The organism is Pseudomonas sp. NPDC087612, assembly GCF_044743505.1.
Lineage (GTDB): Bacteria > Pseudomonadota > Gammaproteobacteria > Pseudomonadales > Pseudomonadaceae > Aquipseudomonas.
The window spans coordinates 179,897-206,221 of record NZ_JBIUWO010000002.1; the positions used below are offsets into that span (position 1 = coordinate 179,897).

Genomic DNA, 26,325 nt, shown 5'->3' on the forward strand with positions numbered 1-26,325 from the left:
GCAATGACTGAGAAACGTGCGGTAATTCTGCTTTCCGGCGGCCTCGACTCGGCCACTGTTGTTGCCATGGCCAAGGCCGAGGGCTACAGCTGCTACACCATGAGCTTCGACTACGGCCAGCGCCACCGCGCCGAGCTCAACGCCGCAGCGCGGGTTGCCCGCGACCTGGGCGTGGTCGAACACAAGGTCATCGGCCTGAGCCTGGACGGTATTGGCGGCTCGGCCCTGACCGACAGCAGCATCGATGTACCTGAAGCGCCGAGCGAAGGCATCCCGGTCACTTACGTGCCAGCACGTAATACGGTGTTCCTGTCCCTGGCCCTGGGCTGGGCAGAAGTACTGGAAGCCCGCGACATCTTCATCGGCGTCAATGCCGTGGACTATTCCGGTTACCCGGATTGCCGCCCGGAGTTCGTCGAGGCGTTCGAGCGCATGGCCAACCTGGCTACCAAAGCCGGTGTCGAAGGCAACGGCTTTCGCATACAGGCACCGCTGCAGAACCTCAGCAAGGCGCAGATCGTCCAGGCCGGCATGGCCCGCGGGGTGGATTACAGCCTGACCGTTTCCTGCTATCAGGCCGACGATCAAGGCCGTGCGTGCGGCAAATGTGACAGCTGCCGCCTGCGCGCCGACGGCTTTAAAGCCGCCGGTGTAGAGGACCCGACCAGATATTTTTAAATTATTTTGCGATGGGGTGTTGATTTCCTGTTAGAAATCAGTATTATACGCGCCATCCAACGGGTCGTTAGCTCAGTTGGTAGAGCAGTTGGCTTTTAACCAATTGGTCGTAGGTTCGAATCCTACACGACCCACCATACGCTGTAAGAGAAAGCCCGCGTCCTGCAAAGGTCGCGGGCTTTTTCGTTTCCTACCTATCAGAACGCGTAGGTCGCCGACAGAATCGCCGAACGCGCATCGCCGTACTCTATGGCCGAAGAACGCGCATCGGTGCCGTTCTGCTGGCGCACACGCTCAACGTAATCCTTGTCGAACAGGTTGTTGACGTTCAGCTGCAGGTCGAGGTCTTCGTTGACCCGGTACGCCACCATGGCGTTGTGCAGCCAGTAGGCGTCAAGCTTGGCGCTGGTGCTGGAGGTGACGTTGCGTTCGCTGACATAACGCGCGCCATAGCCCAGGGTCCAGCCGGCCGGCAGCTGGTAAGTGGTCCACAGGTTCAGCGAGCGCGGCGGGGTGTTGCCCAGGGCCTGGCCTTCACGGGCGATACCGGCTGCAGTGTTGGCGGCCTTGAGGGTTTCACTGTCGAGGAAGGTGTAGTTGGCGAACACATCCCACTGCTCGGTGATATGCCCGGTGACCCCGACTTCGACGCCCTGTACACGCTGCTTGCCGGCCAGTTGGGTGGAGCCGTCGGCCATGGTTTCGCGGGCGTTGGTCTTTTCTACCCGAAACAGCGCCGCGTCCAGTTCCAGGCGCTTGTCGAGCAGCTCCCATTTGGTCCCCAGTTCCCAGGTTTCGTTCTTTTCCGGGGCGAGGTTTTCGGTGGCCGCGCTCAGGCCGCCGCCGGTGGAGGCCAGGCTCTCTGCCGAAGGGTTGAAGGAGTTGCCCCAGGCCAGGTAGATACGCCCGTTCTCAGTCGGTTTGTAGACCAGCCCGGCACGGCCACTGAGTTTCTCGTCGGTGGAGTCGAAGTCGGAGGTGCGTACATGCCCGGCGTCGTAGCCTTGGGCCTGACCTTTGAACTTGTCGTAGCGCAGGCCCAGGTTCAGGTCCCATTGCTCATGCAGGGCGATGGTATCGAAGATGTACAGCGCCTGGTTGGTCAGTTCGGTGTCGGTATAGCCGCTGGTGGCCTTGTTGGCCGGCCCCGACCAATGCCCCGGCGGGTTGCTCAAGTCATAGCCATTGGCCGGATACAGGGCGTTGCTCAAGCCGTAGCCGTAGGTCTTCAGGTCCATGGTTTCGCGTGACACTTCCATGCCGGTGACCAGGTCATGGCGCATGCCCAGCAGCTTGAAGTTGCTGATCAGGTTGGTCTGGTTGATCCACATTTCGGTGGTCGCGTCGCGCCCGTAGCCCTGGGGGCCGGCGGGGCGATAGCGGCCAGGCGGCAGGCCGGTGGTGTTGACGTGCGAAGCCGAAACCGTGGTATCGCGGGCAATGTGGCTGTAGCGCGTAAGGTTTTGCAGGCGCAGGTTGTCGTTGAAGTCGTGTTCGAAGTTGGCGGTGAACGAGCTTTGCTCGATCTCTTCCTTGTCGAGGTTCTTCCAGCCGAAGTAGTCTTCGCGGCTGACGCCGGCCAGGCGTTTGCCGTCCAGGGCCGGTACGCCGTAGTCGGGCAGGTTGTCATCGACCTGGTGGAAGGCGCTCAGGGTCAGGCGCGTGGATTCGCTCAGGCCCAGGCGCAGCGATGGGGCGAGCCCCCAGCGTTCACGGTCGATCTGTTCGCGGCCGGCCACATCATTCTGGTGGCCCATGAGGTTGATGCGAAACGCGCTGTCATGCCCTACGCCCTCCAGCGGCTGGTTGCTGTCCAGGGTCATGCGGTAGTAGCTGTCGGTGCCGACACTGCCGCCCAGGCGGGTGAAGGCCTGGTCCTGTGGCTGCTTGCTGATGATGTTGATGCTGCCGCCGGTGGTGCCGGCACCGCCGAACACCGAGTTGGGGCCTTTGATGACTTCGACTTGCTCGACATTGAAGGTGTCGGTGCGGTTGGTCTGGGCGCTGTCGCGCAAGCCGTCGATCTGGATATTGCTGTTGGCCGAGAAGCCGCGGATGTTGATGCTGTCGCCCGAGCCGCCACCGCCTTCGCCGGCGTTGAAGGTGATGCCGGAGACGTTGGACAGTACCTGGCGCAGGCTCAGGGCCTGCTGCTCCTTGATTACCTGGGAGGGCACCACGGTGATGGTCTGCGGGGTGTCGAGCAGGGTGGTGGTGTACTTGCCCGACGCCGAGCGTTCAGTCTTGTAGTCGCTGCTGGCCTTGGCATCGATGTTGATATTGCCCAGCTCCATAGGCGGGCTGGACGCCTTCTCGGCGAGCGAATAGCTTGATGTCGAAGCGACGGCAAGGCCCAGTGCTGAAGCCATGAAGGAATGTGATGAACGACCACGAGCAAGTTCGCAAGACATGTAAAGTTTCACCCCAGTGAAAATTAAATGTAAGTGTTTATGAGAATTATTAGCAGTTACGCTGCTGATGATAATCTCGCCGCTTACCTTTCTTGCAGCTGTAGGTGTTTCGACATGTTTCTGGAGCGAACCATGACAACCAGGCAGAGTTCCAGCATCATGGTGCCACTTCGAACTCAAAGATGACCCGCCTCCGTCGTGAGGCCGGCATAAGGCTTTTACCCGTAATGACCCAAGAACACGCCCAGCAGCCTTCCCAGTCGCCGCCACTGATCTCGGTCGTCGCTCCTTGCTACAACGCCGAGAAGTACCTTGAGGCCGCGCTGCAGAGCATCTTTGCCCAGGATTACCCCAACTTCGAGGTGATCATTGTCGACGATGGCTCGACGGACAACAGCCTGGCCATGCTCCGGGCGCTGCAGGATACCTACGCTTTCACCTTGCTGACCCAGCACAATCAGGGCGTCAGTGCCACGCTGAACAATGGCCTCAAGCATGCCCGGGGCGTGTATGTGTCCACTCCGGACCTGGACGACATCATGCTCCCGCATTCGCTCAGCGTCAGGGCCAGGTACCTGGACGAGCACCCCGAGGTCGGCTGCGTCGGCGCCCTGATCGCCTACATGGACAGCGATGGCGCCGAAACCAAGACCCAGCAGCGCACCGAGGTAAAGACCTTTAGCTTCGACCAGATCGTCCGCGAGGCAGTGGTCATCGGTGCGCCGGGCGCGTTGTACCGCATGCAGGCGATGCGCGCGGCGCAATTCTACGACCCGGCGATCAAGGTCCAGGATTTTCAGATCACCCTCAGGATCGCCAGCAAGGGCTACCAGATTCACGAGTTGCCGGTGTGCGTGACGCGCTATCGCCGCCACCCCAACAACCTGTCGAGAAAGTTCAAGGTCCTGCTGGATGCCGATATGCTGGCGATGGCGCCCTTCAAGGCGCACCCTGGCTATCAGAAGGGCAGGACGGTGCTGATCAACAAGGCATTGAAGTATGCGGTGGTCGCCGACAAGAAATTTGCCTGGCAGCTGTTGCGCTCGATCCCGCTACGCCATTACAACCGCACCACATTCAAACGCCTGAAGCGCCTCGTACTGCACCGTTGATCAGCAAGGACCCCTTTGTGAAGTTATTCGACCTCTTGAAACAGCGGCGTGAGCGCAAACGACTGCGCTCGATGGACAAGCTTGAGCGTGCGGCAGAAAAGATCAGGCTGCGTTACCCACGTTATAGCGTCGGGGTGGGCACCTACGGGATTCCGGAAGTTGTCGAGTTCGGTGACGATACAGTGCTGAAGATCGGTTCCTACACCTCGATCGCAGCGGGCGTACAGATACTGCTCGGCGGTGAGCACCGTACCGACTGGCTGACCACTTACCCGTTCCCGGCCATGGTCGATGCCGTCAAGGACATCAAGGACTATGCGCCGAGCAAGGGCGATGTGGTGATCGGCAGCGACTGCTGGATCTGCACCAACGCGGTGATCCTCTCGGGCGTGACCATCGGCCATGGCGCGATTGTCGCCGCCGGTGCGCTGGTGACCCGCGATGTGCCGCCGTTTGCGGTGGTCGGCGGCAACCCGTGCAAGCAGATCAGGTGGCGGTTTGACGAAGAGGTGCGCAACACCTTGCTCGAAGCGGCCTGGTGGGACTGGCCCATGGATGAAGTCACAGCTGTCTCGCGGATGCTCAGCAGCTCGGACCTTGATAGCTTTCTTGCCTACATCAAGGCCCGTAACGGCTGACAGTCAGTTGAACAGGCGCTGGCGCAGCGCGTCGATGCGTTCGGCTTCGGCCAGGTAGTCGGCGGCACTGAGGTTGCTGTACAACGTGCCGGCCTTGATCCGCTTGGCATCGCGCCGCTGCTGCTCGGCGCGTTCGAGCAACGCCTTTTGCAAGGCACTGGCACTGTCCGGCGAGGCTTCAAGCAGTGGCCGGGCCATGATCTCGGCGCTGTCCAGGTGGTCCTGGGCGATGGCGCTGAGCACCGCACTGGGTTCACTAATCGCCCCCAGGCCCAGCAAGCGCTTGGCCAGCGCCGGCGTTACCTGCGCAGCGCCTACCAGCAGCGTGTCGGCTTGCACCGGCATGCCCTGGTCGAGCAACCAACTGGCAGCTTCCAGGTGTCCATGCTGCAGGCAGCATTCCAGGCTGGCGCCGTGTCCACGCAACGTTTCGCTCAGGTCGCAGCCGGCCCTGCGCAGGGCTGCCAGGCGCTCGATATCGCCATGGCTGGCCGCATCGAGCAGCGCCAGTTGGCGCAGGCGTGGTTGTCCGGCGAGGCTGCCGTCAGCCAGTGCCGGGCGCCAGTCCAGTACTCGTTCGCGTAGCAAGGTCTCAAGCCGCGCCTTGAGCGTCACGCCCGACTCACCGGCTGCTTGCAGTTCATCCAGCGCTTCGAGCAGTTCGCTGGCGCTGCTGTACTCGGCCTGCGGGTCGAACGGGTCTTGTTCATAGGCCAGCAGGTGGAACAGCCCGGCGATGTCGTCGGCGATGCGTGCCAGGCTGTCCTGGTGCAGGCTGCCGGCCCAGGCTGGCGGCAGCCCGCGGCTCCAGGCGATCACCGCGCCATGGTTGGGGCCCGGGGTGACGCACACGTACAAGCGCTCCAGATATTCGAATCCGCCGAACGGCAGGTAGTCGAGCTTGCCGTTCCAGGGGCGGCCGTGTTCCCGGGCGGCTTCTTCGGCTTGCTCCTGTTCGTGCTCGATCCAGCCCCAGAGGTCGCGGTAGCCGTCACTATCCGGGTAGAACAGCTCGCTGAAGGAGAACGGGTGGCGATGGCCGTCGTAAACCACCTCCAGGTCGTAACCGACGCGACCGCCCAGGCAGGTCTGCCACAGCTGCAACAGCCCTGCGGGTAGCGGGCCGCTCAGTTGGGCTTCGATCCGCGCCAGGGTGGCGGCGTCGATTGCAGGTTGAGTATCGAAGATCACGCAGCCTTCGAACAGGGCCAGGTGGTGGTCCTGCAACAGCTGATGTTCGGCGGGGGAGAGTTCCATTCGTGGTCCACCTTCGGATTGGGCCGCAGACTCTAGCACGCGGCGAAACCCTCATTGTATCGCCCGCGCGCCCTGCGCCGAATCGATCTAAGCCGTGGGAACGAGGGGGGTAAAATGGTCTGGACGCTGTCGCGCAGGAGTCATGGCAATGAAATCCTTCAGCACACTCGCGTTATTCACGGCATTGGCCGCTGTACTGCTGGCCTGGCCAGCGCAGCACTTGCAGGCTTCGGAGTACCAGGAGCCTGTCGATGCGTCCGGGGTCAAGCTGCAGCCCCAGGAGCAGAATGGCATTAGTTATGTCACTGGCGGTATCGGTATCGATGAGTCGCGGGCCATTCAGCAAGTCCAGGGCTATAACTTGCATCTGACCTTCTCGACCGGCCCCGAGAACAAGTATGTGCCGGATGTCGACCTGGCGATCCAGGGCGGGCAGGGGCAAACCTTGCTGCAACTGAGCCAGGTCGGGCCGATGGTCTACGTCAAGCTGCCGCCGGGTCATTACAACCTGGTGGCCTCGCGTAATGGCGTGCAGCAACTGGGCGCCGTCAACCTGGTTCCCGGCCAGACCGGCACGGTGAACCTGCACTGGCCGCAGGACAACTGAGCCGTGCCGGCACGCGGTTGACCAGCAGTATGCCGCTGATCAGCAGCGTGCCACCGGCCAGCATGGCACCGCTCAGTTGCTCGCCCAGCAAAAGGGCGCCAGCGACCACGGCGGTCAGCGGGTTGAGGGCAATGAAACTGCCGGCCCGGGTGGCGCCGATCCTGGCGATGGCGTCGTAATACAGCACGTACGCCAGCGCCGAACCCAGTGCCCCCAGGTACCCCAGGCTGAGCAACTCGGGCGCCGACAGTGCGTGCAATGCGCTGATGCTCAGGCTGCCATTGAGCAGGGCGTGCACGCTGAGCATCGCCGCCCCGGCGAACACCGCATAGGTCACCGTGTGCAGCGCGCCGAGCTGTTTCACCAGGCCGCTGCAGCAGACACTGAAGATCACCCAGCTCAGCACGCAGCCGAAGATCAAGCCATCGCCGAGCCAGCTGCCCTGGCCAATCGCTGCGGGCGCCCGGGCCAGCACCACCCAGCCCGCGCCCAGCAGGCACAGGGCGACGCCGAGCAACTGTGTGCGGCCCAGGCGCTGCCTGAAACACAGGTAGGCCATGATCGCCATGACCGCAGGGTTGCTCGCCACGATCAGCGAAGCCCGGGAGGCATCGGTGTACTGCAGGCCATGGAAGAAGAACAGCGTATAGGCATAGATGCCGGCAAACCCCAGGCCGGCGACTTGCACGGCCTGGGTCTTGCTCAGCCGGACAAAACCCTTTTTCGACACCCGCAGGATGATCGCCAGCACCAGGCTGGCCAGGGCAAAGCGCAGGCTGCCGAGCATCAACGGATCGACAGCGCTGGCCACGGCGCGACCGGCAACGAAGGTGCCGCCCCAGATCATCGCGACCAGCGCAAGTTTCAGGTAGGTGCAAAACTGAGACGGCATGGCGGGCCCCGGCTGACGGCGTACAGGTGATGCGCCATACTTGTCCGAATGCCGACTCATAGGGAAATGAGCAATTGCTCATGGGCTTTCGATGACTTTGACCCAGCTGGAAATCTTCGCCGTGGTCGCTGCGCGCAAGGGCTTCACCCTTGCCGCGGCGCAACTGAAAATCTCCCAATCAGGGGTGTCTCACGCCATCCGCGCCCTGGAGCAGGAGCTTGGCGTGGCCCTGTTCGAGCGCCAGCAGGGGCAGATCGAGCTGAGCGATATTGGCAGCCGCCTGCTGCCGCGGGCCCAGGCCATGCTCGGCCTGGCCGAAACCCTGCGCCAGGAAGCCCACGATGCCCGTGGCATGAAGCAGGGTACGCTGCGCATCGGCTCATTCGGTCCGACAGCGTCGGTGCGCTTGCTGCCGGCGATTCTTGCCGCCTACCGTCAGGCGTACCCCGGTATCGAGGTGCATGTCGATGAAGGTCCGGACCGCCAGGTGCTGCACTGGCTGCAGGAGCGGCGCATCGATGTCGGTTTCGTGGTGCTGCCTGAAGAGCAGTTCGACAGCTACCCGCTGCTGGAGGACCAGATGGTTGCGCTGCTGCCCGCCGACCATGCGCTGGCGCAGCTGCCTTCAGTGACGCTCAAGCAACTGTGCCTGGACCCGTTCGTGCTCACCGAGGCCGGTTCAGCCGAGATCGTCTCGCGGCTGTTTCTTGCCGCCAGGCTGCAACCCCGGATTCGCTACCGCACCTCGCAACTGCTCAGCACCCTGGAGATGGTTGCCCGTGGTGACGGCGTGAGCATCGTTGCGCAATCGTCCTTGCCGTTGCCCACGAGCCTGGCTTATGTGCAGCGCCCGCTCGATCCGCCGGTCAAGCGGAGGGTGGGGGTGGCGGTGGTCGATGAGCGCATCATCTCGCCCGCGACCCGGGCCTTCATTGAACTTGCACGGAGTTTGCCGCGTAACGCTGCGGACTGATTTATAGTAGCGCCCTCGTCAACGGCGTCTCCGGGAAAAGGAAGTGGTGTGTTTTTCAGGTTTGTTCTGATCGCCGTAATGCTGGCGATGTCTGCATGCAGTTCGCATTCCCCAAGCCCCGGTAGCTCCGCCAACAAAGTCGTGGCCGGCACCTACAAGGTCAAGCGCGGCGATACCCTGTACTCGATTGCCTCGCGCTATGGCTGGAACTTCAAGGAACTGGCGCGCTACAACGGCATCAGTGCGCCCTATGCGGTGAATGTCGGCCAGACCATCCGCTTCGGCGGCTCGAAAACCACCACGCGCACCACCAGCAGTGCCAGCAAGGCCCGGCCCGTGGCGCCGGCCACCAAGGTCACCCTGCGCGGCTGGGCGTGGCCGCTGCAGGGCACGCTGATCCGCCGCTATTCCTCTGCCGACAAGCTCAACAAGGGCATTCGCATCGCCGCCACCCCGGGCCAGCCGGTGTACGCCAGCCTGGGTGGCAAGGTCGCGTTCGCGACCAACATCCGCGGCTATGGCAACCTGATCATCCTCCAGCATGGCACTGCCCATGCCAGCGTCTACGGCCACAACAGCAAGTTGCTGGTCAAGGAAGGCCAGACCGTCAGCAAGGGCCAGAAGATCGCCGAAGCCGGCGACCTGGATACCGACCGCGTGCAGCTGTACTTCGAAATCCGCCAGAACGGCAAGCCGATCGATCCGCTGAGCGTGTTGCCGGCCAGCTGAGGACGCTCAAGGCGTCGCTTGCAGGTAGTGGGCGATGATCTTCACGCTCAGTTGCAGACGTTGCTCGATGTCCTCGCTGGCCGGGGTATAGGCCGGCATGCTGACCGCCTTGAGAAACAGGTCGGCCTTGAGCATCTCCAGAAACTGGCAAGCAACCAGGTTGAGGGTTTGCCGGTCGGCCTGGATACCGTGCAGTTGCCCCAGGCGCTCGGCCAGCAACTGGTAGCTGCGCTCGGGGCCCAGGGTGTAGAAGTGCTCGCCGATCTGCGGAAAACGCGGCGCTTCGGCCACGATCAAGCGATACAGGCCGATGCTTCTGGGCGCCAGCAGGCCGTGCAGAAAGCGGCGCCCGTAGTGTTCGAGTACGCGTTCAAGCGAGTCGTGTGCAGCGCTGCCGGGGTCTGGGGCAACGAAGATCTCTTCGATCATTCGTTCAATCACTGCGGCAAACAAACCTTCCTTGCCGCCGAAGCTGCTGTACAGCGTCCCGCGTGAGCCGCCGGCCAGGTCGATGATCATGTCCAGGGTGGCGCCTTCAAAACCGTGCTCGATAAACGTCCGGGTGGCCGCCTCGATCAATGCGTGGCGGCGCTGAAGCCCGCGAGCGGTGAGGCGCGGGCTGGCCTTCCTGGGGTTTTCGCAGTCAGTACTCATGGTTGCTTGTCCGTCACTTAACGAGAACAAATCTCGTTTGGGTTGATCTTTGTTCAAAGAAGTGTATCGTACAGTACAGTATTAAATCGAGGTGTACGATGATGCTAAACCAATGGGTTCTGTTCGATGCCGGTGAGTTTCCGCTGGTTCACGTCAAGTCCATGCCTGCCAATCTTGACGAGGTAGAGTGCTGGATTGTCGAGGTCGAAGCGCTGCTGACGCGCAACCGTGAGTTTGTTCTGGTCTATCCGCCCATGCCGCCAGCGGCCGAGGACGACCTGCAGGCGCGCAAGCGTCTGGTGCTGTGGCTCAAGGGCCAGCGCCAGTGGCTGGCGTCGTGGTGCCGGGGCATGGTCCTGACGGCAACCGGGCAGCCGGGCAACCTTGCCGAACTGACCGGCCTGGCACCGGTACTGGCAGCAGTTTATGGCGTGCCGGTGCACGCCGTCCCCGGGGCGGCGCTGGCCCATAACCTGGCCTTGAGCTTGTTGACCACAGGGCGGGCAACGCAGCAGCCGCCCAATTGAGTCGGCCGCAAGCGCACAGGAGGAAAAAAGGTGATTGCCAGGGGTGGGCGCTGACTAGCCCAGCACCTCGCGCAGCCGGTACCAGAACATCCCCAACGCCAGCAACGGCGAGCGCAGGGCCTTGCCGCCGGGGAAGGTCAGGTGCGGCACCGCGCTGAACACATCCAGGCCCTGGCTGTGCCCGGCGTGAATGGCCTCGGCCAGCAGCCGCGCGGTCCAGTGGGTGACGTTCAGGCCATGGCCGCTGTAGCCCTGGGCATAGAACACGTTCGGGTGCTGTTGCAGGCGGCCGACCTGGGGGAAGCGATTGGCGGTGATGCCGATCTTGCCGCCCCACTGAAAGTCGATGCGGGTGCTGGCCAGTTGCGGGAACACCTTGAGCATCTTCGGCTTCATGTAGGCGGCGATATCTGCAGGGTCGCGCCCGGAGTAGTGGCAGGCACCACCGAACAGCAGGCGGCGGTCGGCCGACAGCCGATAGTAGTCCAGGCCAACCTTCTGGTCGCACAGCGACAGGTTCTGCGGAATCAGTTGCTCGGCCTGCGCCTGGGACAGCGGTTCGGTGGCGATGATGTAGCTGCCGGCGGGCAATACTTTGCCGCTCAGGCGCGGTTCCAGTTCATCCAGGTGGGCGTTGCAGGCCAGCACCAGGCTGCCGGCGCGTACCGTGCCGTGGCGGGTGCGTACCTGCGCAGTGGCGCCATGGCTGATTTCCAGCACCGGGCTCTGTTCGAAGATGCGCACGCCGAGAGTCTCGGCCACGCGTGCCTCGCCCAGCACCAGGTTGAGCGGATGCAGGTGGCCCGAGCCGCGGTCGATCAGGCCGCCGGCATACAGGTCGGAGGCGACCACCTGATGCATCTGCTCGGGCCCGATCAATTGGGTTTCATGCCGGTAGCCTTGCTCGGCCAGGCTTTGCTGCTCGGCCCGCAAGGCGGCGAACTGCGCCGGGGTGTTGGCCAGTTCGCAAAAGCCCCAGCGCAGGTCGCAATCGATGCCGTGGGTGCGGACGCGCTCGGCCACCACCTCGACCGATTCGATGCCGGCGCGTTGCAGGTACTTCACCCCCTCCTGGCCGACGTAGCGGGCGAAGCCCTCGACCTCATGGCCGATACCGCGGATCAGCTGGCCGCCGTTGCGCCCGCTGGCGCCCCAGCCGATGCGCCGGGCTTCGAGGAGGATCACCGAGAGCCCGCGCTGGGCCAGTTCGATGGCGCAGTTGACCCCGGTAAAACCGCCGCCGATCACGCAGACATCGGCCTGCAGATCGGCGCCCAGGGCAGGGTAGGGCGCCAGGTCATGGGCCGTGGCGCTGTAGTAGGAGCGGGCGTGTTCAGGGCTGTACTGGTTCATTTGTTCGACTTCACTTTGCTCCAGGAGCGGGTCATCAGGCGCATGATCGCCGGCGTCGGGGTGCTGGACACATACAGCTTGTCGAGCACTGCTTGCGGCGGGTACACCTCGGGGTTGTTGACCAGCTCCGCGTCCATGTACTGCTTGGCCGGCGGGTTGGCGTTGGCGTAGCCGACCACGCCGCTGACCTTGGCGATCACTTTCGGGTCGAGCAGGTAGTTGATGAAGGCGTAGGCCGCTTTCGGGTTGCTGGCGTCGGAGGGAATCGCCAGCAAATCGAACCACAGGTTGCTGCCTTCCTTGGGAATGGCGTAGGCGATGTTCACGCCGTTGTTGGCTTCCTTGGCGCGGTTGGCGGCCTGGAACACGTCGCCCGAATAGCCGAAGGCCACGCAGATATCGCCGTTGGCCAGGTCCGAGACATATTTGGACGAGTGGAAATAGGTGATGTAGGGGCGCAGGGTCAGCAGTTTGGCCTCGGCCGCCTTGTAGTCTTCAGGCTTTTCGCTGCGCGGATCCTTGCCCATGTAGTTGAGGATGGCCGGGAACAGTTCGTCGGCCGAGTCCATGAACGACACGCCGCACTGGCTGAGCTTTTTCAGGTTCTCGGGCTCGAACATTACTGCCCAGGAATCGATGTGATCGACGCCCAGCACCTGCTTGACCTTGTCGACGTTGTAGCCGATGCCGTTGGTGCCCCACAGGTAGGGCACCGAGTGCAGGTTGTCGGCGTCGTTCTCCTGGAGGAACTTGAGCAGCACCGGGTCGAGGTTCTTCCAGTTCGGCAACTGCTCGCGGTCCAGTTTCAGAAAGGCCCCGGCTTTGACCTGACGGGCCAGAAAGTGGTTGGAAGGCACGACCACGTCGTAGCCGGTGCGACCGGCGAGCAACTTGCCTTCCAGGGTTTCGTTGGAGTCGAACACGTCGTAGATGACCTTGATACCGGTGCTGCCCTGAAAATCCGCCAGGGTGGTTTCACCGATGTAGTCGGTCCAGTTGTACACGCTGACACTGGGCTGGGCCTGGGCCACGGCGCTGACCAGCAGCGCCAGGGTTGCAGTTACGACTGTTTTCATGGGACGCATATCGACACCTTTTTGAATTGTTGTTTTCGATACTTGTTACAAGCTCGGGCTCAGACGCTGAGCAGCAGGAATTCGCGCTCCCAGGAACTGATCACCCGTTTGAAGTTCTCGTGCTCGGCACGCTTGACCGCCACGTAGCCGCGGACGAACTTGCTGCCCAGGTACTGCTCGATGGTCGGGCAGTCTTCCATGTGCGCCAGGGCGTCTTCGATGGTGATCGGCAGGCGCAGGTTGCGCCGCTCGTAGGCGCGGCCCTGGACCGGAGCGCTGGGGTTGATCTTCTCGACCATGCCCAGGTAGCCGCACAGCAGGCTGGCGGCAATCGCCAGGTAAGGGTTGGCATCGGCGCCGGGCAGGCGGTTTTCCACGCGCATCGCCTCGGGGCTCGAGGTCGGTACGCGCAGGCCCACGGTGCGGTTCTCTTCGCCCCATTCGACGTTCACCGGCGCCGAGGTGTCGGGCAGGAAACGGCGGAACGAGTTGACGTTGGGGGCGAACATCGGCAGCACTTTGGGGATGTACTTTTGCAAGCCGCCGATGTGATGCAGAAACAGCTCGCTCATTTGCCCGTTGTCGTCGACGAAGATCGGCTTGCCGGTGGCGATGTCGACCACACTCTGGTGCAGGTGCATGGCGCTGCCCGGCTCGTCGCCCACCGGCTTGGCCATGAAGGTGGCGGTGACGTTGTGCTTGAGCGCCGCCTCGCGCATGGTGCGCTTGAACACGGTGATCTGGTCGGCAAGGTCGAGGGCGTCGCCGTGACGGAAGTTGATTTCCATCTGCGCCGGGCCGTCTTCGTGGATCAGCGTGTCGAGGTCCAGGCCCTGGGCTTCGCACCAGTCATAGACGTCTTCGAACAGCGGGTCGAATTCGTTGGCGGCATCGATCGAGAACGACTGGCGGCCGCTTTCGGCCCGGCCCGAACGGCCCAGTGGCGCCTGCAGCGGCAAGTCCGGGTCTTCGCAGCGCTGGGTCAGGTAGAACTCCATCTCCGGGGCGACGATGGGCTGCCAGCCCTTGTCGGTGTAGAGCTTGAGGACTTTCTTGAGCACGTTGCGCGGCGACAGCTCGATCGGGTTACCTTGCTTGTCGAAGGTGTCGTGGATCACCACGGCGGTCGGCTCGATGGCCCATGGCACCACGTACACCGCCGCCGAATCCGGGCGGCAGACCATGTCGATGTCGGCCGGATCGAGCAGGTCGTAGTAGATGTCGTCGTCGACAAAGTCCCCGGTTACCGTTTGCAGAAGCACACTTTCCGGCAGGCGCATGCCTCGTTCATGCAGGAACTTGTTGGTCGGTGCGATCTTGCCGCGGGCGATACCGGTCAGATCACTGACCACGCACTCGACTTCGGTAATCTTGTGTTCTTTCAGCCACGCAGACAGCTGATCGAAAGGGGCATTCATAAAGACCTCGTTGTTGGTTTTATCCACGCCAGGACCGGCAGTTGCGACCGGCTTGCCACCCAAGCGGCTTCCCCTGTAGCGCGTTGAGGTCTATCTTGGGTGACGCTTGCGCATTCGATCTATCCACTTTCAGCAAGACTAAAATGCACCAAAAGAGTGCATAAAGAGCAGCTCATGACAGCGTCAACGCCTTTGCGGGTTCAAGCTTTCAATACCGCCGATGTCACCGAACAGGTCCGTGCCACCCCGGGCTGGACCCAGCATTACCAACAGATGTCTCCCGGGCATTTCGCCGGCCAGCTGCGCTGCCTCGACCTGCAGGGCGTGGAGATCTACGAGGAGTGCATGAACACCCGGGTCGAGCAGAATTTCAGTGCGCCGGCCGGCTCCCTGGCGTTCTGTTTCGACCGCAACGATCACAGCCTTTACGTGCTCAATGGCGAAAGCCGCAACATCTGGATCACCCCGGAGAACTACCAGGAAGTGGCCGTGGTGTTCGGCCCGGAATTCGTCCAGCGCCACAGCCTGGACATCGCCCGCCTCGACGGGCTGTTCATGGCGCCGTTGAACTCGATGCAGAACGAGCTGTTCAGCCGGTGGCTGAGCGGCACCCTCACGCGCATCTCGCAGACCATCGACCCGCCAAGCCAGGACGCATTGGCCGCGCAGTTGCTGGAAGACTGCCTGTTCATCCTCGATAACGCGTGCATCTGCCTCGATCGCGGGGCGTTGTGGCGGCGTACCGAAGAGCGCGCAATCATGCGCAAGGTTGGCGAATGGGCGGCAGATTGCCCGGAAGAAACCCTCAATCTGCTTGAGCTTTCGCAGGTTGCCGGGGTGTCCCTGCGCCAGCTGCAGCACGCCTTCAAGACCTTCACCGGCATGGCCCCGGCGCAGTGGCTGCGCTTGCGCCGGCTCAACAGTGCACGGCGTGAATTGCTCAGTTGCACGCCCAGCGATACCACCGTCGCCGAAGTGGCCATGCATTGGTCGTTCTGGCACCTGGGACGGTTTTCCGACAGCTACCGCAAGCTGTTCAAGGAGCTGCCCAGCGAGACCCTGAAGCGCGTGGCGCTGTCAGTCAGATAGCCAGCAGTGGTAATGTTCGACCTACTAAATGAAGTCGATAGCCTGGAAAGACCATGCCAAGAGCCTCCCACCAAGACCTGCGTCGCGCGTTCCGCCAACTGCTTGCCTCACCTGCCTGCTACCACACCGCCTCTGTTTTCGACCCGATGTCGGCGCGCATTGCCGCTGACCTGGGCTTCGAGGTGGGGATCCTCGGCGGTTCGGTGGCCTCCCTGCAGGTGCTGGCCGCCCCTGACTTTGCCCTGATCAGCCTGAGCGAATTCGCCGAGCAGGCGACGCGGATCGGCCGGGTGGCGCAACTGCCGGTAATTGCTGACGCCGACCACGGCTATGGCAACGCGCTCAACGTGATGCGGACGGTGACCGAGCTTGAGCGTGCCGGGATTGCCGCGCTGACCATCGAGGACACCCTGCTGCCGGCCCAGTTCGGGCGCAAGTCCACCGACCTGATCAGCATCGCCGAAGGGGTCGGCAAGATCCGCGCGGCGCTGGAGGCGCGAGTTGACCCGGAGCTGTCGATCATTGCCCGCACCAACGCGGCGCTGATTGCCACCGAAGAAGTCATCGCCCGCACCGTGGCCTACCAGAACGCCGGCGCAGACGCCTTGTGCATTGTCGGTATCCGCGACTTCGAACACCTGGAACAGATTGCCGCACACCTGAGCGTGCCGCTGATGCTGGTCACCTACGGCAACCCGCAACTGCATGATGATGCGCGCCTGGCCGAGCTGGGCGTGCGCATTGCCGTCGATGGTCATGGCGCCTACTTTGCCGCGATCAAGGCCACCTACGACTGCCTGCGCGAGCAGCGCGGCATCACCAGCAGCACCTCGGACCTGAGCGCCACCGAACTCACCCATACCTACACGCAACCGGACGACTACATCGTCTGGGCCCGCGAGTACATGGACGTCAACGAATAGGCCGCAAGGCTTAGTCAACGCAACAACTCTCTACAAATGGAAGCGAAACAATTCATGAAGAAATCTACAGGCGTACTCGGCCTCGCAGTGGCAGTGGCAGCGGTGTGCACCGCGGGTGCCTGGTACACCGGCAAGCAACTGCCAGGCGTGCTGGCAACCACCATCGCCGAATCCAACGCCCAGACCAAGCAGGCGCTGGTGGGTATGGACACCCTCGTGGAGCTTGAGCTGGTATCGCTGGACAGCCATCTGTTCAGCAGTACCGCCAAATACCGCCTCAAGGTAAAAAACCTGCAGGTTGGCGAAGACAGCAAAAGCTTCGAGCTGAATTTTGTCGACCAGATCGAACACGGGCCGTTGCCGCTGTCGCGGGTCAAGGCGCTGAAGCTGATGCCGGTCATGGCAGCCAGTCATTACAGCCTGGAAAAAGACGCGGCCACCGCCGACTGGTTCGCCCTGACCAAAGACGTTTCGCCGCTGCAAGGCCAGGTTGCCTACGGCTACGATCGCTCGATGGACAGCGCTTTCCAGGTGGCGCCGATCGAGTGGAGCAAGGACGGCTCGTCGCTGAAGTTCTCCGGGTTTGAAGTCACCGGCCACGGCAACGAAGGCGCCGAACACGTGCAGCTCACCGGCCAGTCGGGCGGCCTGAGCCTGAACCTGGTCGACCCTGACAGCAAAGTGCTGAAAGTCGAGATCAAGGGCCTGAGCCTGACCGGCGACATGACCAAGACGCCGTTCGGCTTCTATGTCGGCAAGATGGACATGGCCGTGGCTGATACGGTCGCCACCTTCGGCGACGAGCAAAAGGTCCTGAAGCTCAAGGGCCTGGCGCAGAACAACGAGTACAAGAACGACGGCGACAAGCTCTCGGCACGCATGGAATACAAGGTTGGCGACATCAACTTTGACGGCAAGGCCATCGGTGCCGGCGAGATGGTCTGGAGCCTCAAGCGTCTCGACATCCCGGCCATGCAGGCACTGATCGGCTGGTACCAGAGCCGCCTGCCTGAGTTCCAGCAGGCCGCTGCCGAAGGTGCAGGCATGCCGGACCTGGCGATGACCGAGGCTGAAACGGCCCAGGTGCGCAGCGATGTGCAGCGCCTGCTGGCAGCCAAGCCGCAGATCGCCCTGGAGAATCTGTCGTTCAAGACTGCCAATGGCGAAAGCCGCTTCAGCTTCAGCGTCGACCTGGCCAACCCGACCTCCCTGGAGCTGCCGCCCGAGGAGCTGTCCAAGCAGCTGATCACCCAGCTGCAGAGCAAGCTGTCGCTGTCCAAGCCGATGATCGGTGACCTGGCGACCCTGCAGGCGCAGTTCGAAGGCCAGACCGATGCTGCCATCGTTTCCCAGCAAGCGGCCCAGGCCGGGGAAATGGTCAGCATGATGGCGGTGCAGAGCCAGATGGCCAAGGTCGAGGGCAATGACATTGTTACCTCGCTGCACTATGCCGATGGCATGGTCGACTTCAACGGCCAGAAGATGACCGTTGAGCAGTTCGCCAGCGTGATCATGGCCAACGCCAGCGCAATGCAGGCGACCGGCGGTTGATGTTCAGGCCCGGGGCGCCCGCCCCGGGCTTGTTTCACTAAAAAAACCTTTTGAATTCATTCGATTATCTGTAGCCTTCGGCATCCTATAAAAACCCGAGGCCGCAGCTGGTCCGTGGTTCTGTGCGCAAGGCTGTTTTGCCCTGCCTGTGGAGCCTGTAGCCGATTTGCCAGGGCTCGGTGATACACTCGACTTACGCGCTCAAGCGCCTGCAGGTCCAGCGATCATGACCCAGATTTCCGAACGCCTTCTCGTCCAGGCTCACCTCGATGCCAAGCAGCCCACGCCGCTGACGCCCGAGCAAGAGGCCGACTACCGCGCCGCCATTGCCGCCGAACTCAAGGCGCAAAATGCGGTGCTGGTTGCCCACTACTATTGCGACCCGGTGATCCAGGCCCTGGCCGAGGAAACCGGTGGCTGCGTGTCCGACTCGCTGGAAATGGCCCGCTTCGGCAAGAACCACGCGGCCTCGACCGTGGTGGTCGCCGGGGTGCGCTTCATGGGCGAGACGGCCAAGATCCTCACCCCGGAAAAGCGCGTGCTGATGCCGACCCTCGAGGCGACCTGCTCGCTCGATCTCGGCTGCCCGGTGGAGGAGTTCTCGGCGTTCTGCGACAAGCACCCCGAGCGCACCGTGGTGGTGTATGCCAACACCTCGGCGGCGGTCAAGGCCCGCGCCGACTGGGTAGTGACCTCAAGCTGCGCGCTGGAAATCGTCGAAAGCCTGATGGACAACGGCGAGACCATCATCTGGGGCCCGGACCAGCACCTGGGTCGCTATATCCAGAAACAGACCGGCGCCGACATGCTGCTGTGGGACGGTGCCTGCATCGTCCACGAAGAGTTCAAGTCGCGCCAACTGGCCGACATGAAGGCGCTGTACCCGGATGCGGCAATCCTGGTGCATCCGGAGTCGCCCGAGGCGGTGATCGACCTGGCCGACGCAGTGGGCTCCACCAGCCAGCTGATTGCGGCGGCGCAGACCCTGCCGAACAAGACCTTCATCGTCGCCACCGACCGCGGCATCTTCTACAAGATGCAGCAGCTGTGCCCCGACAAGATCTTCATCGAAGCGCCTACCGCCGGTAACGGCGCGGCCTGCCGCAGCTGCGCGCATTGCCCGTGGATGGCGATGAATACCCTGGAGCGCACCTTGCAGTGCCTGCGCGAAGGCACTAACGAGATTTTCGTTGAGCCGGCGTTGATCCCCCAGGCGATCAAGCCGCTCAAGCGTATGCTCGACTTCACCCAGGCGGCGCGGATGAAGTTGTCCGGTAACGCCTGACGACGCCTTCGCGGGGCAAGCCCGCTCCTACGGTAGGAGCGGGCTTGCCCCGCGATGCTTTTTGCGGTGTTAGCGCATCATGTCCTTGACCATCCGCTGTTGCTCCATCAGCTCGCGCTGACGCGCATCGATCTTCGACGCCAGGACGAAGTTGTTGCCGGCGCGCTGCTTGGCGTAGTCGAGCTGCTGCAGGGCCTGGTCGAAGTCGCCCACCAGGGCAAAGTATTCGGCGCGGGCCTGGTGCAGGCCGATGGTGTTGCCCGACAAGCCCCGCACTTCCGCCACGTCATACCAGACGTCCGGGTCTTCAGGACGGTTCTTGAGTAGCGCATCCAGCGCCTTCTCTGCCTCGGCAGGGCGGTTCTGCTTGAGCAGCAGGTCGATGCGCGCCTGTTGCAGCGGGTAGTTGGCCGGGTACAGGCTGCGCATCCGCTCGACCCGTTGCTGGGCATCGGGCAGGCGGTTGTTGGTGATGTCCAGGTCGATCTGCGCCAGGTTGTAGGTGATGTCGTTGGGCGCCTTGGCCAGCAGCGGCTTGAGGTTCTCGCGCGCCTCGTTCAGGCGCCCGCCCTTGATCTGCGCCAGCGCCAGGCCGTAGCGGGCGGCGTCCATCTGCGGGTTTTCGTCGAGCTGGGCCTGGAAGCGCTTGGCGGCAAGGCCGGGGGTGCCTTCGTAGATCAGCGCCACCCGGGCACGAATCAGCTGGTAGCGCATGCTGTCTTCGGTGCCACCCTTGGGCGCCTGTTCGGCGCGGTTGCGGGTGTCGGCGATGCGCGATTCGGTAACCGGGTGAGTCAGGAGGAATTCCGGCGGCTTGGCGTCGTAGCGGTACTGGCGCATCAGGCGCTCGAACATGGTCGGCATGTTGCGCGGATCATAGCCGGCCTTCTCGAGGTTGAGGATACCGATGCGGTCGGCTTCCTGTTCGTTCTGCCGGGAGAAGCGCCGCTGCTCCTGGATGGCGGCCGCCTGGGTGCCGGCAATTGCGGCAATACCGGCATCACCGGCACCTGCCGCGGCGGCGACGATACCGATCAGCAGCGCGCCCATCATCGGCAACTGCATGCGCTGCTGGGCCTCGACGCCGCGGGCGAAGTGGCGTTGCGACAAGTGCGCCAGTTCGTGAGCCAGTACCGAGGCGTATTCGCCTTCGGTCTGGGCATTGAGGAACAGCCCGCCGTTGACCCCGACGATCCCGCCGGGGGCGGCAAAGGCGTTGAGTTCGCGGCTGTCGATGAGGATGAACTCCAGGCGCCGGTCCTGCAACTGGCTGGTTTCGGCCAGGCGGTAGACGCTGGTTTCGACGTAATCCTTGAGCTGGGGATCGTTCAGTTGGTTGACATTGCCCCGCAGCAGACTGAGCCAGGCGCGGCCCAGCTGGTGTTCCTGTTGCGGGGAGACAATGGCAGAACTGGCGTCGCCGAGTGACGGCAGGTCGTCGGCATGGCTGGGGAGCGCCATCAAACAGGCCAGCGTCAGCAGGGTAGGGCGCAGAAAATTCATGCACGAAGCTCTGGTCGACAAAGAACCTTACTGTAGCCCGCTCGCACGTTGGCGACCAGTGGCGGTATCCTACCGGGCTTGTTCAAAATGCTACCTGTGCCCGCATTCCTGCCTGGAGACCCCCATGAGCGAGACCCCGACCCATGACGCCGAACTCGACGCCAGCGGGCTGAACTGCCCGCTGCCGCTGCTCAAGGCGAAGATGGAGCTCAATCGCCTGGCCACTGGCGCGGTGCTCAAGGTGATTGCCACCGACGCCGGTTCCCAGCGCGACTTTCGCACTTTTGCCCGATTGGCCGGTCATACGCTGCTGCTCGAAGAGGCCGAGGCCGGTGTTTACACCTACTGGCTGAAGAAGGCCTGAGTTTTTTCTGTTAAAGGATCGTCAATGTTCAAGGTGCTTCGCGACTGGATGCAGCGCTACTTCTCCGATGAAGAAGCGGTGGTGCTGGCGGTCTTGCTGTTTCTGGCGTTCACCGCCGTCCTGACCCTCGGTGGCATGCTCGCGCCGGTGCTGGCGGGGATGGTTCTGGCGTTCCTGATGCAAGGCCTGGTCAACGCCCTGGAGCGCCTGCGGGTGCCCACGCGCTATGCGGTCGGGCTGGTGTTCATGCTGTTCATGGGCGCCCTGGCGGTGTTCCTGCTGGTGCTGGTGCCGCTGCTCTGGCACCAGCTGATCACCCTGTTCAACGAACTGTCGGGCATGCTCGGCAAGTGGCAGTCGCTGTTGTTGCTGTTGCCCGAGCGCTACCCGCACCTGGTCTCCGACGAGCAGGTGCTGCAGGCCATCGAGGTGATGCGCGGCGAGATCGGCAAGTTCGGCCAGTGGGCGCTGACCTTCTCGCTGTCGAGCCTGCCGCTGCTGGTCAACATCATGATCTACCTGGTGCTGGTGCCGATCCTGGTGTTCTTCTTTCTCAAGGACCGCCAGCAGATCGCCGATTGGGTCAGTGGCTACCTGCCCAAGGAGCGGGCGCTGATGACCCGGGTGGCCGAAGAAATGAACCGGCAGATCGCCAACTACATTCGCGGCAAGGGCATCGAGATTCTGATCTGTGGCGTGGCCACCTACATCGCCTTCATCAGCCTGGGGCTCAACTATGCGGCGTTGCTGGCCCTGCTGGTCGGCCTGTCGGTGGTAGTGCCCTATGTCGGCGCGGTGGTGGTGACCGTACCGGTAACCCTGATTGCGCTGTTCCAGTGGGGCTGGGGTGATCAGTTCATTTACCTGATGGCGGTGTACGCGATCATCCAGGCCCTGGACGGCAACGTGCTGGTGCCGCTGCTGTTCTCCGAGGCGGTGAGCCTGCACCCGGTGGCGATCATCTGCGCGGTGCTGCTGTTTGGCGGGCTGTGGGGGTTCTGGGGGATCTTCTTTGCCATCCCCCTGGCGACCCTGTTCAAGGCCGTGCTGGATGCCTGGCCGCGGCGAGAGCCGGTGGTGGCGCCGCTGCTTTGAGCATTGTGGGAGCTGGCTTGCCAGCGATACAGGCGCATTGGCCCTTGCGGCCAGCGCGGTGATGCAATCGCTGGCAAGCCAGCTCCCACAGGTAAAGCGCTATCAGGCCTTGTTCAGCGCCTGCGCTTGCGCCAGTACGGCATCGACATGCCCTGGCACTTTCACCCCGCGCCATTCCTTGCGCAGCACGCCGTCCTTGTCGATCAGGAAGGTGCTGCGGTCCACGCCCAGGTATTCCTTGCCGTAGAGTTTCTTCAGCTTGATCACGTCGAACAGCTGGCACAGGGCTTCGTCCTTGTCGCTGATCAGCTCGAAGGGGAAGGCCTGCTTGGCCTTGAAGTTCTCGTGGGACTTGATGCCATCACGCGATACGCCGAACACCTGGGTGTTGGCCGCTGCAAAGGCTGCATGCTGGTCACGGAAACCCTGGCCTTCGGTCGTGCACCCCGGGGTGCTGTCCTTGGGATAGAAGTACAGCACCACCTGCTGGCCTTTAAGCCCGGCCAGGCTGACGGTCTGGCCGCTGGTGGCCTGGGCCTCAAAATCGGCGACGGGTTGGTCGAGTTCAACGGCCATGAAAAGCTTCCTTACATCGGGTTCTGTGGGCGCCACGGTTCGATCAGCGCATCCAGGTTCAGCGCATCGGAGAAGTCCAGGAACTGGTCACGCAGCCAGCTGATCTGGGTACCTGCCGGCAGGGTCACGGTAAAGGTGGCGTTGAGCATGGTGCCGCCGGTCTGCGGGGCCTGGTAGGTGTCGCAGGTGAGGTTCTCCAGCTCCACATGGTGGTCGATGAAGAACTGGCACAGCTCGTTGATGATGTCCGGGCGGTAGGCGGCGCTGACATAGGCCACGTACGGCAGCGACAGCGGGCGAACTTCGAGCTCGGCGCTGCGCACCACGTTGACGGTGAAGGTGTGCTTCTTGGCCAGGCCCGGCAGGGCGCCTTCGAAGCGCGCCAGGGCGTCCCAGCTGCCGGCGACCTGCAGGACCAGGGCACTGCACTCGCCGTGGCGGGTCAGGCGCGAGGTGACGACCGAGCAACGATTGTCGTTGCTGGCCCGGCACAGGATGTTGGTCAGTTCCATGGGATTGGCACCCAGGGCGCTGATGACAAGGAATTGTTCGCGAACGGTGGGGGTGGACATGCAGCATTCCTAAAGCGATGAGCGGTCGGTACCTGACGTGGCAAAAAGGCCGGTAGGCAGGCGCCCGGGGCTCAGGATCGAGCCTTGCGGCGCTGGCTACGCGCATTGTCGGCAGCCCGGCGGGCCACTATGTACCGATCAAAGACAGAAGGGTAGCGAAAATGGCCGCCGAGGGGAATGCTCCGCCCGCCTGCTTCGCTTGTGCAAGGCCGATGGCGCCAGTACCATTACCGCTCTCTTTTTCCGGCAGGAGCAGTTTCATGATTGCGGGCAGTATGGTGGCATTGGTCACACCCATGGATGCACAAGGGCGTCTTGATTGGGACAGCCTCAGCAAACTCGTGGACTTCCACCTGGAAAACGGCACCCACGCCATCGTTGCCGTCGGTACTACCGGCGAGTCGGCGACCCTGGATGTCAATGAGCACATTGAAGTCATCAAGGCGGTGGTCAAGCAGGTCAATGGCCGTATCCCGGTGATCGCCGGCACCGGCGCCAACTCCACCAGCGAAGCCGTGCACCTGACCCGCAACGCCAAGGAAGCCGGCGCCGATGCCTGCCTGCTGGTGGTGCCGTACTACAACAAGCCGACCCAGGAAGGCCTGTACCAGCACTTCAAGCACATTGCCGAAGCCGTCGACATCCCGCAGATCCTCTATAACGTCCCTGGCCGCACCTCCTGCGACATGCAGGCCGAGACCGTGATCCGTTTGTCGACTGTGCCGAACATCATCGGCATCAAAGAGGCCACCGGCGACCTCAAGCGCGCCAAGGCCATCCTTGACGGCGTCAGCAAGGACTTCATCGTCCTGTCCGGCGATGACCCGACCGCTGTCGAGCTGATCCTGCTGGGCGGCAAGGGCAACATCTCGGTTACCGCCAACGTCGCCCCGCGAGAAATGGCCGATCTGTGCGAAGCCGCCCTTGAGGGCAATGCCCAGAAGGCTCGCGCAATCAACGAACAACTGATGCCGCTGCACAAGGACCTGTTCATCGAAGCCAACCCGATTCCGGTGAAGTGGGCTCTGGTTGAAATGGGCCTGATGCACAAGGGCATCCGCCTGCCACTGACCTGGCTGAGCGAATCCTGTCACGATACGGTACGCCAGGCGATGCGCCAGTGCGGCCTGAAGTTTTAATTGAGGACGTACACCGCATGAAGCGATTGGCTGGTCTTTCCGCCCTTGCCTTGATCATCTCCAGTACCAGCGGTTGCGGCTGGCTCTGGGGCGAAGAGGGTTACTTCCGTGACCGTGGCAGCGATTATCTGGAGGCTACCCAGAAGCCGCCAATGCAGCTGCCACCGGACGTCAGCAGCGCCAAGCGGCTCGACCCGCTGCTGCCGATCCCGCGCAACGTCGCCGACGACAACGTCAAGGGCGAATTCGAAGTGCCGCGTCCGCTGCCGTTGAACGCCGCGGCCGACATCAGCGATTTCAGCCTGCAGAAGAGCGGCAGCTCGCGTTGGGTGCTGGCCCAGCGCTCGCCGGCCGAAGTCTGGCCGGTGGCCCGTCAGTTCTTTGAAGACAACGGCTTCCGGATTGCCGAAGAGCGTCCGCAAACCGGCGAATTCAACACCACCTGGCAGCGGTTCGACGAACTCTCGGCATCCATGGCCAAGCGCCTGGGCAGTGCCTCGAGCAGCAGCGACAACGAAGTCCGTGCGCGCATCCGCATCGAGCCGGGCGTGCAGCGCAACACCAGTGAAGTCTACGTCGTGACCGTCGAACGCCCGGCCGGCAGCACTGCCGAGCAGGAATTCCCGGCACGTTCGGCCAACACCGGTGTTGACGCCATCCTGGTCGACGAAATGCTCGCCAGCATGACCCGCAGCGCCGAGAAAGGCGGTTCGGTGTCGTTGCTTGCCGCCCGCGACTTCGATACCCCGAGCCGCGTCAGCCTCAGCGAAGACGGCAGCGGCAACCCGGTACTGAACCTGGGCGCCGACCTCGATCGCGCCTGGTCCAGCGTTGGCCGTGCCCTGGAGCAGGGCGAATGGCGCGTTGAAGACATCAACCGCAGCCTGGGCCTGTACTACATCAACCTTGCCGAGAAAGCCGAGACCAAAGAGCAGCCAGGCTTCTTCAGCCGCCTGTTCGGCAGTGCGCCGAGCAAGGAAGAGCGTGAAGCCCGTGCCGAGCGCTACCAGGTTCGCCTGAGCAAGGTGGGCGAAAGCGTCCAGGTCACCGTCGAGAAGAACATCAACACCGTGGCCCCGGCAGACGTTGCCCGCCGCGTGCTGAGCGTGATTCAGGACAACCTGGGTTAAGTGCGCTTCGCCGTACTTGGAAGTGGAAGCCAGGGAAATGGCACGCTGATCGCCAGTGGCAATACCTTGCTGCTGGTCGATTGCGGCTTTTCCCTGCGTGAAACCGAGCGGCGCCTGGCGCTGCTCGGCGTTTCTGCGGCGCAATTGAGCGCGGTGCTGGTCACCCACGAACATGCCGACCACGTGCATGGGGTCGGGTTGCTGTCGCGGCGCTACAATGTACCGGTCTACCTCAGCCGCGGCACCTTGCGCGGCATGCGCAAGCCGGTCGAGGCCGCAGGCTTCCTGGCCGCCAACGACACCTTGCAGCTGGGCGACCTGAGCGTTACCGCCGTCGGTGTCACTCACGACGCGCTGGAGCCGCTGCAGTACGTGTTTGGCGATGGCAGCCGGCGCTTTGGCGTGCTGACCGACCTGGGCTCGTATGATGCGGCCCTGCTCAGCCGCTACCAGGGCCTGGACGCCCTGCTGATCGAGGCCAACCACTGTCGCGACCTGCTCGGACGCGGGCCGTACCCGATGTTTTTGAAGCAGCGGGTGGGTGGCGACTACGGACATTTGAACAACCATCAGGCCGCGCGCCTGGTGTCGGAGCTGGACTGGCAGAACCTGCAACACCTGGTGCTGGCCCATCTCAGCAGCAAGAACAACCAGCCACAGCTGGCCCGGCAATGCTTCGTCGATACCCTCGGCTGCGACCCGGACTGGCTGCAAGTGGCCAATCAGGATTCCGGGCTCGACTGGCGTGAAATCGCCTAGCCCATCATTTAGCA

The 26,325-nt window shown here is 63.0% G+C and carries 26 protein-coding genes and 1 tRNA gene; 17 read left to right on the forward strand and 10 right to left on the reverse strand.

Going from position 1 to position 26,325, the window contains the following annotated elements:
• The first annotated feature begins 3 nt into the window (after window positions 1-3).
• Together queC and ACIOVF_RS04430 are read left to right on the forward strand one after the other, a co-directional pair.
• Window positions 4-678, forward strand: coding sequence for a 7-cyano-7-deazaguanine synthase QueC (gene queC / locus ACIOVF_RS04425; RefSeq protein ID WP_045193531.1), 675 nt, complete (start codon window positions 4-6; stop codon window positions 676-678).
• 61 nt (window positions 679-739) lie between these two features.
• Window positions 740-815 (forward strand) — tRNA-Lys (locus tag ACIOVF_RS04430).
• Between the two features lie 60 nt (window positions 816-875).
• Here ACIOVF_RS04430 and ACIOVF_RS04435 read toward each other — a convergent pair.
• Window positions 876-3,089 carry a TonB-dependent siderophore receptor gene (locus ACIOVF_RS04435; protein WP_045193530.1) on the reverse strand — a complete coding sequence of 738 codons (2,214 nt, stop codon included), beginning with the start codon at window positions 3,087-3,089 and terminating at the stop codon, window positions 876-878.
• A gap of 227 nt (window positions 3,090-3,316) precedes the next feature.
• On the opposite strand from ACIOVF_RS04435, the gene ACIOVF_RS04440 reads away from it, so the two are divergent.
• Together ACIOVF_RS04440 and ACIOVF_RS04445 are read left to right on the forward strand one after the other, a co-directional pair.
• On the forward strand, window positions 3,317-4,201 hold the full coding sequence (locus ACIOVF_RS04440) for a glycosyltransferase family 2 protein (RefSeq protein ID WP_045193529.1): 885 nt from the start codon (window positions 3,317-3,319) through the stop codon (window positions 4,199-4,201).
• A gap of 17 nt (window positions 4,202-4,218) precedes the next feature.
• On the forward strand, window positions 4,219-4,839 hold the full coding sequence (locus tag ACIOVF_RS04445) for a CatB-related O-acetyltransferase (RefSeq protein ID WP_401287812.1): 621 nt from the start codon (window positions 4,219-4,221) through the stop codon (window positions 4,837-4,839).
• A 3-nt stretch (window positions 4,840-4,842) separates the two neighbouring features.
• Here ACIOVF_RS04445 and ACIOVF_RS04450 read toward each other — a convergent pair whose 3' ends face one another.
• On the reverse strand, window positions 4,843-6,096 hold the full coding sequence (locus ACIOVF_RS04450; RefSeq protein WP_045193527.1) for an SMI1/KNR4 family protein: 1,254 nt from the start codon (window positions 6,094-6,096) through the stop codon (window positions 4,843-4,845).
• A 148-nt stretch (window positions 6,097-6,244) separates the two neighbouring features.
• Between ACIOVF_RS04450 and ACIOVF_RS04455 the strand changes: the two genes are divergently transcribed.
• A complete protein-coding gene (locus tag ACIOVF_RS04455) occupies window positions 6,245-6,703 on the forward strand; it encodes a carboxypeptidase regulatory-like domain-containing protein (protein ID WP_401287815.1) in 459 nt (152 codons plus the stop codon).
• Here the strand turns inward: ACIOVF_RS04455 and ACIOVF_RS04460 are convergent.
• Window positions 6,645-7,595 carry a DMT family transporter gene (locus tag ACIOVF_RS04460; RefSeq protein WP_401287818.1) on the reverse strand — a complete coding sequence of 317 codons (951 nt, stop codon included), beginning with the start codon at window positions 7,593-7,595 and terminating at the stop codon, window positions 6,645-6,647. The two genes, ACIOVF_RS04455 and ACIOVF_RS04460, sit on opposite strands and share 59 nt — an antisense overlap.
• A 91-nt stretch (window positions 7,596-7,686) precedes the next feature.
• Here ACIOVF_RS04460 and ACIOVF_RS04465 point away from each other — a divergent pair, with 91 nt between their 5' ends.
• Together ACIOVF_RS04465 and ACIOVF_RS04470 are read left to right on the forward strand one after the other, a co-directional pair.
• Window positions 7,687-8,568, forward strand: coding sequence for a LysR family transcriptional regulator (locus ACIOVF_RS04465; protein WP_401287821.1), 882 nt, complete (start codon window positions 7,687-7,689; stop codon window positions 8,566-8,568).
• Between the two features lie 48 nt (window positions 8,569-8,616).
• On the forward strand, window positions 8,617-9,297 hold the full coding sequence (locus ACIOVF_RS04470) for a peptidoglycan DD-metalloendopeptidase family protein (protein WP_401287824.1): 681 nt from the start codon (window positions 8,617-8,619) through the stop codon (window positions 9,295-9,297).
• Window positions 9,298-9,303: 6 nt separating this feature from the next.
• On the opposite strand, the gene ACIOVF_RS04475 is transcribed toward ACIOVF_RS04470, so the two are convergent.
• Window positions 9,304-9,951, reverse strand: coding sequence for a TetR/AcrR family transcriptional regulator (locus ACIOVF_RS04475; RefSeq protein WP_401287827.1), 648 nt, complete (start codon window positions 9,949-9,951; stop codon window positions 9,304-9,306).
• Window positions 9,952-10,052: 101 nt separating this feature from the next.
• On the opposite strand from ACIOVF_RS04475, the gene ACIOVF_RS04480 reads away from it, so the two are divergent.
• The gene (locus tag ACIOVF_RS04480) at window positions 10,053-10,478 is read left to right on the forward strand and encodes a hypothetical protein (RefSeq protein ID WP_401287830.1); all 426 of its coding nucleotides are present in this window, start codon (window positions 10,053-10,055) and stop codon (window positions 10,476-10,478) included.
• Window positions 10,479-10,532: 54 nt separating this feature from the next.
• Here the strand turns inward: ACIOVF_RS04480 and ACIOVF_RS04485 are convergent, their stop codons facing one another.
• The 3 genes from ACIOVF_RS04485 to ACIOVF_RS04495 are packed head-to-tail and all read right to left on the reverse strand — an operon-like array spanning window position 10,533 to window position 14,325.
• Window positions 10,533-11,831, reverse strand: coding sequence for an NAD(P)/FAD-dependent oxidoreductase (locus ACIOVF_RS04485; protein ID WP_401287833.1), 1,299 nt, complete (start codon window positions 11,829-11,831; stop codon window positions 10,533-10,535).
• The gene (locus ACIOVF_RS04490) at window positions 11,828-12,916 is read right to left on the reverse strand and encodes a polyamine ABC transporter substrate-binding protein (RefSeq protein WP_195885867.1); all 1,089 of its coding nucleotides are present in this window, start codon (window positions 12,914-12,916) and stop codon (window positions 11,828-11,830) included. Before ACIOVF_RS04490 ends, ACIOVF_RS04485 begins: the two co-directional genes overlap by 4 nt.
• Before the next feature lie 50 nt (window positions 12,917-12,966).
• Complete coding sequence (locus ACIOVF_RS04495; protein ID WP_045193707.1) at window positions 12,967-14,325, reverse strand: glutamine synthetase family protein; 1,359 nt, start codon at window positions 14,323-14,325, stop codon at window positions 12,967-12,969.
• Between the two features lie 174 nt (window positions 14,326-14,499).
• Between ACIOVF_RS04495 and ACIOVF_RS04500 the strand changes: the two genes are divergently transcribed.
• From ACIOVF_RS04500 to nadA, 4 genes are all read left to right on the forward strand, one after another.
• Window positions 14,500-15,414: a helix-turn-helix domain-containing protein gene (locus ACIOVF_RS04500; RefSeq protein ID WP_045193518.1), complete on the forward strand. Its 915-nt coding sequence runs from the start codon at window positions 14,500-14,502 to the stop codon at window positions 15,412-15,414.
• A gap of 53 nt (window positions 15,415-15,467) precedes the next feature.
• Window positions 15,468-16,337 (forward strand): oxaloacetate decarboxylase, encoded by an 870-nt coding sequence (locus tag ACIOVF_RS04505; RefSeq protein ID WP_045193517.1) that lies wholly within the window; start codon window positions 15,468-15,470, stop codon window positions 16,335-16,337.
• 54 nt (window positions 16,338-16,391) lie between these two features.
• Window positions 16,392-17,888: a YdgA family protein gene (locus ACIOVF_RS04510; protein WP_176794291.1), complete on the forward strand. Its 1,497-nt coding sequence runs from the start codon at window positions 16,392-16,394 to the stop codon at window positions 17,886-17,888.
• A gap of 226 nt (window positions 17,889-18,114) precedes the next feature.
• On the forward strand, window positions 18,115-19,173 hold the full coding sequence (gene nadA / locus ACIOVF_RS04515) for a quinolinate synthase NadA (protein ID WP_258609928.1): 1,059 nt from the start codon (window positions 18,115-18,117) through the stop codon (window positions 19,171-19,173).
• A 69-nt stretch (window positions 19,174-19,242) separates the two neighbouring features.
• On the opposite strand, the gene ACIOVF_RS04520 is transcribed toward nadA, so the two are convergent.
• On the reverse strand, window positions 19,243-20,676 hold the full coding sequence (locus tag ACIOVF_RS04520) for a M48 family metalloprotease (protein ID WP_045193514.1): 1,434 nt from the start codon (window positions 20,674-20,676) through the stop codon (window positions 19,243-19,245).
• A gap of 124 nt (window positions 20,677-20,800) precedes the next feature.
• Here ACIOVF_RS04520 and ACIOVF_RS04525 point away from each other — a divergent pair, with 124 nt between their 5' ends.
• Together ACIOVF_RS04525 and ACIOVF_RS04530 are read left to right on the forward strand one after the other, a co-directional pair.
• On the forward strand, window positions 20,801-21,040 hold the full coding sequence (locus ACIOVF_RS04525) for a sulfurtransferase TusA family protein (protein WP_045193512.1): 240 nt from the start codon (window positions 20,801-20,803) through the stop codon (window positions 21,038-21,040).
• Window positions 21,041-21,064: 24 nt separating this feature from the next.
• Window positions 21,065-22,135, forward strand: coding sequence for an AI-2E family transporter (locus tag ACIOVF_RS04530; protein ID WP_401287841.1), 1,071 nt, complete (start codon window positions 21,065-21,067; stop codon window positions 22,133-22,135).
• A gap of 102 nt (window positions 22,136-22,237) precedes the next feature.
• Here the strand turns inward: ACIOVF_RS04530 and ACIOVF_RS04535 are convergent, their stop codons facing one another.
• A complete protein-coding gene (locus ACIOVF_RS04535; protein ID WP_045193510.1) occupies window positions 22,238-22,711 on the reverse strand; it encodes a peroxiredoxin in 474 nt (157 codons plus the stop codon).
• Between the two features lie 11 nt (window positions 22,712-22,722).
• Window positions 22,723-23,283: a glycine cleavage system protein R gene (locus tag ACIOVF_RS04540; RefSeq protein ID WP_038996628.1), complete on the reverse strand. Its 561-nt coding sequence runs from the start codon at window positions 23,281-23,283 to the stop codon at window positions 22,723-22,725.
• 260 nt (window positions 23,284-23,543) lie between these two features.
• On the opposite strand from ACIOVF_RS04540, the gene dapA reads away from it, so the two are divergent.
• From dapA to ACIOVF_RS04555, 3 genes are read left to right on the forward strand one after another with little or no spacing between them, the layout of a single operon-like run.
• Complete coding sequence (dapA, locus tag ACIOVF_RS04545) at window positions 23,544-24,422, forward strand: 4-hydroxy-tetrahydrodipicolinate synthase (protein WP_093386329.1); 879 nt, start codon at window positions 23,544-23,546, stop codon at window positions 24,420-24,422.
• A gap of 17 nt (window positions 24,423-24,439) precedes the next feature.
• Window positions 24,440-25,552 carry an outer membrane protein assembly factor BamC gene (gene bamC, locus ACIOVF_RS04550; protein WP_093386324.1) on the forward strand — a complete coding sequence of 371 codons (1,113 nt, stop codon included), beginning with the start codon at window positions 24,440-24,442 and terminating at the stop codon, window positions 25,550-25,552.
• On the forward strand, window positions 25,553-26,311 hold the full coding sequence (locus ACIOVF_RS04555; RefSeq protein WP_401287847.1) for an MBL fold metallo-hydrolase: 759 nt from the start codon (window positions 25,553-25,555) through the stop codon (window positions 26,309-26,311).
• Window positions 26,312-26,325: the final 14 nt, after the last annotated feature.

Coding starts and splice junctions, on each gene's coding strand:
- ACIOVF_RS04490 (WP_195885867.1), bottom strand. CDS start 12,916: ATGCGTCCCATGAAAACAGTCGTAACTGCAACCCTGGCGCTGCTGGTC.
- dapA (WP_093386329.1), top strand. CDS start 23,544: ATGATTGCGGGCAGTATGGTGGCATTGGTCACACCCATGGATGCACAA.
- ACIOVF_RS04480 (WP_401287830.1), top strand. CDS start 10,053: ATGCTAAACCAATGGGTTCTGTTCGATGCCGGTGAGTTTCCGCTGGTT.
- ACIOVF_RS04525 (WP_045193512.1), top strand. CDS start 20,801: ATGAGCGAGACCCCGACCCATGACGCCGAACTCGACGCCAGCGGGCTG.
- ACIOVF_RS04505 (WP_045193517.1), top strand. CDS start 15,468: ATGCCAAGAGCCTCCCACCAAGACCTGCGTCGCGCGTTCCGCCAACTG.
- ACIOVF_RS04455 (WP_401287815.1), top strand. CDS start 6,245: ATGAAATCCTTCAGCACACTCGCGTTATTCACGGCATTGGCCGCTGTA.
- ACIOVF_RS04475 (WP_401287827.1), bottom strand. CDS start 9,951: ATGAGTACTGACTGCGAAAACCCCAGGAAGGCCAGCCCGCGCCTCACC.
- ACIOVF_RS04465 (WP_401287821.1), top strand. CDS start 7,687: ATGACTTTGACCCAGCTGGAAATCTTCGCCGTGGTCGCTGCGCGCAAG.
- ACIOVF_RS04450 (WP_045193527.1), bottom strand. CDS start 6,096: ATGGAACTCTCCCCCGCCGAACATCAGCTGTTGCAGGACCACCACCTG.
- ACIOVF_RS04460 (WP_401287818.1), bottom strand. CDS start 7,595: ATGCCGTCTCAGTTTTGCACCTACCTGAAACTTGCGCTGGTCGCGATG.
- ACIOVF_RS04500 (WP_045193518.1), top strand. CDS start 14,500: ATGACAGCGTCAACGCCTTTGCGGGTTCAAGCTTTCAATACCGCCGAT.
- ACIOVF_RS04535 (WP_045193510.1), bottom strand. CDS start 22,711: ATGGCCGTTGAACTCGACCAACCCGTCGCCGATTTTGAGGCCCAGGCC.
- ACIOVF_RS04520 (WP_045193514.1), bottom strand. CDS start 20,676: ATGAATTTTCTGCGCCCTACCCTGCTGACGCTGGCCTGTTTGATGGCG.
- ACIOVF_RS04510 (WP_176794291.1), top strand. CDS start 16,392: ATGAAGAAATCTACAGGCGTACTCGGCCTCGCAGTGGCAGTGGCAGCG.
- ACIOVF_RS04530 (WP_401287841.1), top strand. CDS start 21,065: ATGTTCAAGGTGCTTCGCGACTGGATGCAGCGCTACTTCTCCGATGAA.
- ACIOVF_RS04495 (WP_045193707.1), bottom strand. CDS start 14,325: ATGAATGCCCCTTTCGATCAGCTGTCTGCGTGGCTGAAAGAACACAAG.
- ACIOVF_RS04440 (WP_045193529.1), top strand. CDS start 3,317: ATGACCCAAGAACACGCCCAGCAGCCTTCCCAGTCGCCGCCACTGATC.
- ACIOVF_RS04540 (WP_038996628.1), bottom strand. CDS start 23,283: ATGTCCACCCCCACCGTTCGCGAACAATTCCTTGTCATCAGCGCCCTG.
- bamC (WP_093386324.1), top strand. CDS start 24,440: ATGAAGCGATTGGCTGGTCTTTCCGCCCTTGCCTTGATCATCTCCAGT.
- ACIOVF_RS04435 (WP_045193530.1), bottom strand. CDS start 3,089: ATGTCTTGCGAACTTGCTCGTGGTCGTTCATCACATTCCTTCATGGCT.
- ACIOVF_RS04485 (WP_401287833.1), bottom strand. CDS start 11,831: ATGAACCAGTACAGCCCTGAACACGCCCGCTCCTACTACAGCGCCACG.
- queC (WP_045193531.1), top strand. CDS start 4: ATGACTGAGAAACGTGCGGTAATTCTGCTTTCCGGCGGCCTCGACTCG.
- nadA (WP_258609928.1), top strand. CDS start 18,115: ATGACCCAGATTTCCGAACGCCTTCTCGTCCAGGCTCACCTCGATGCC.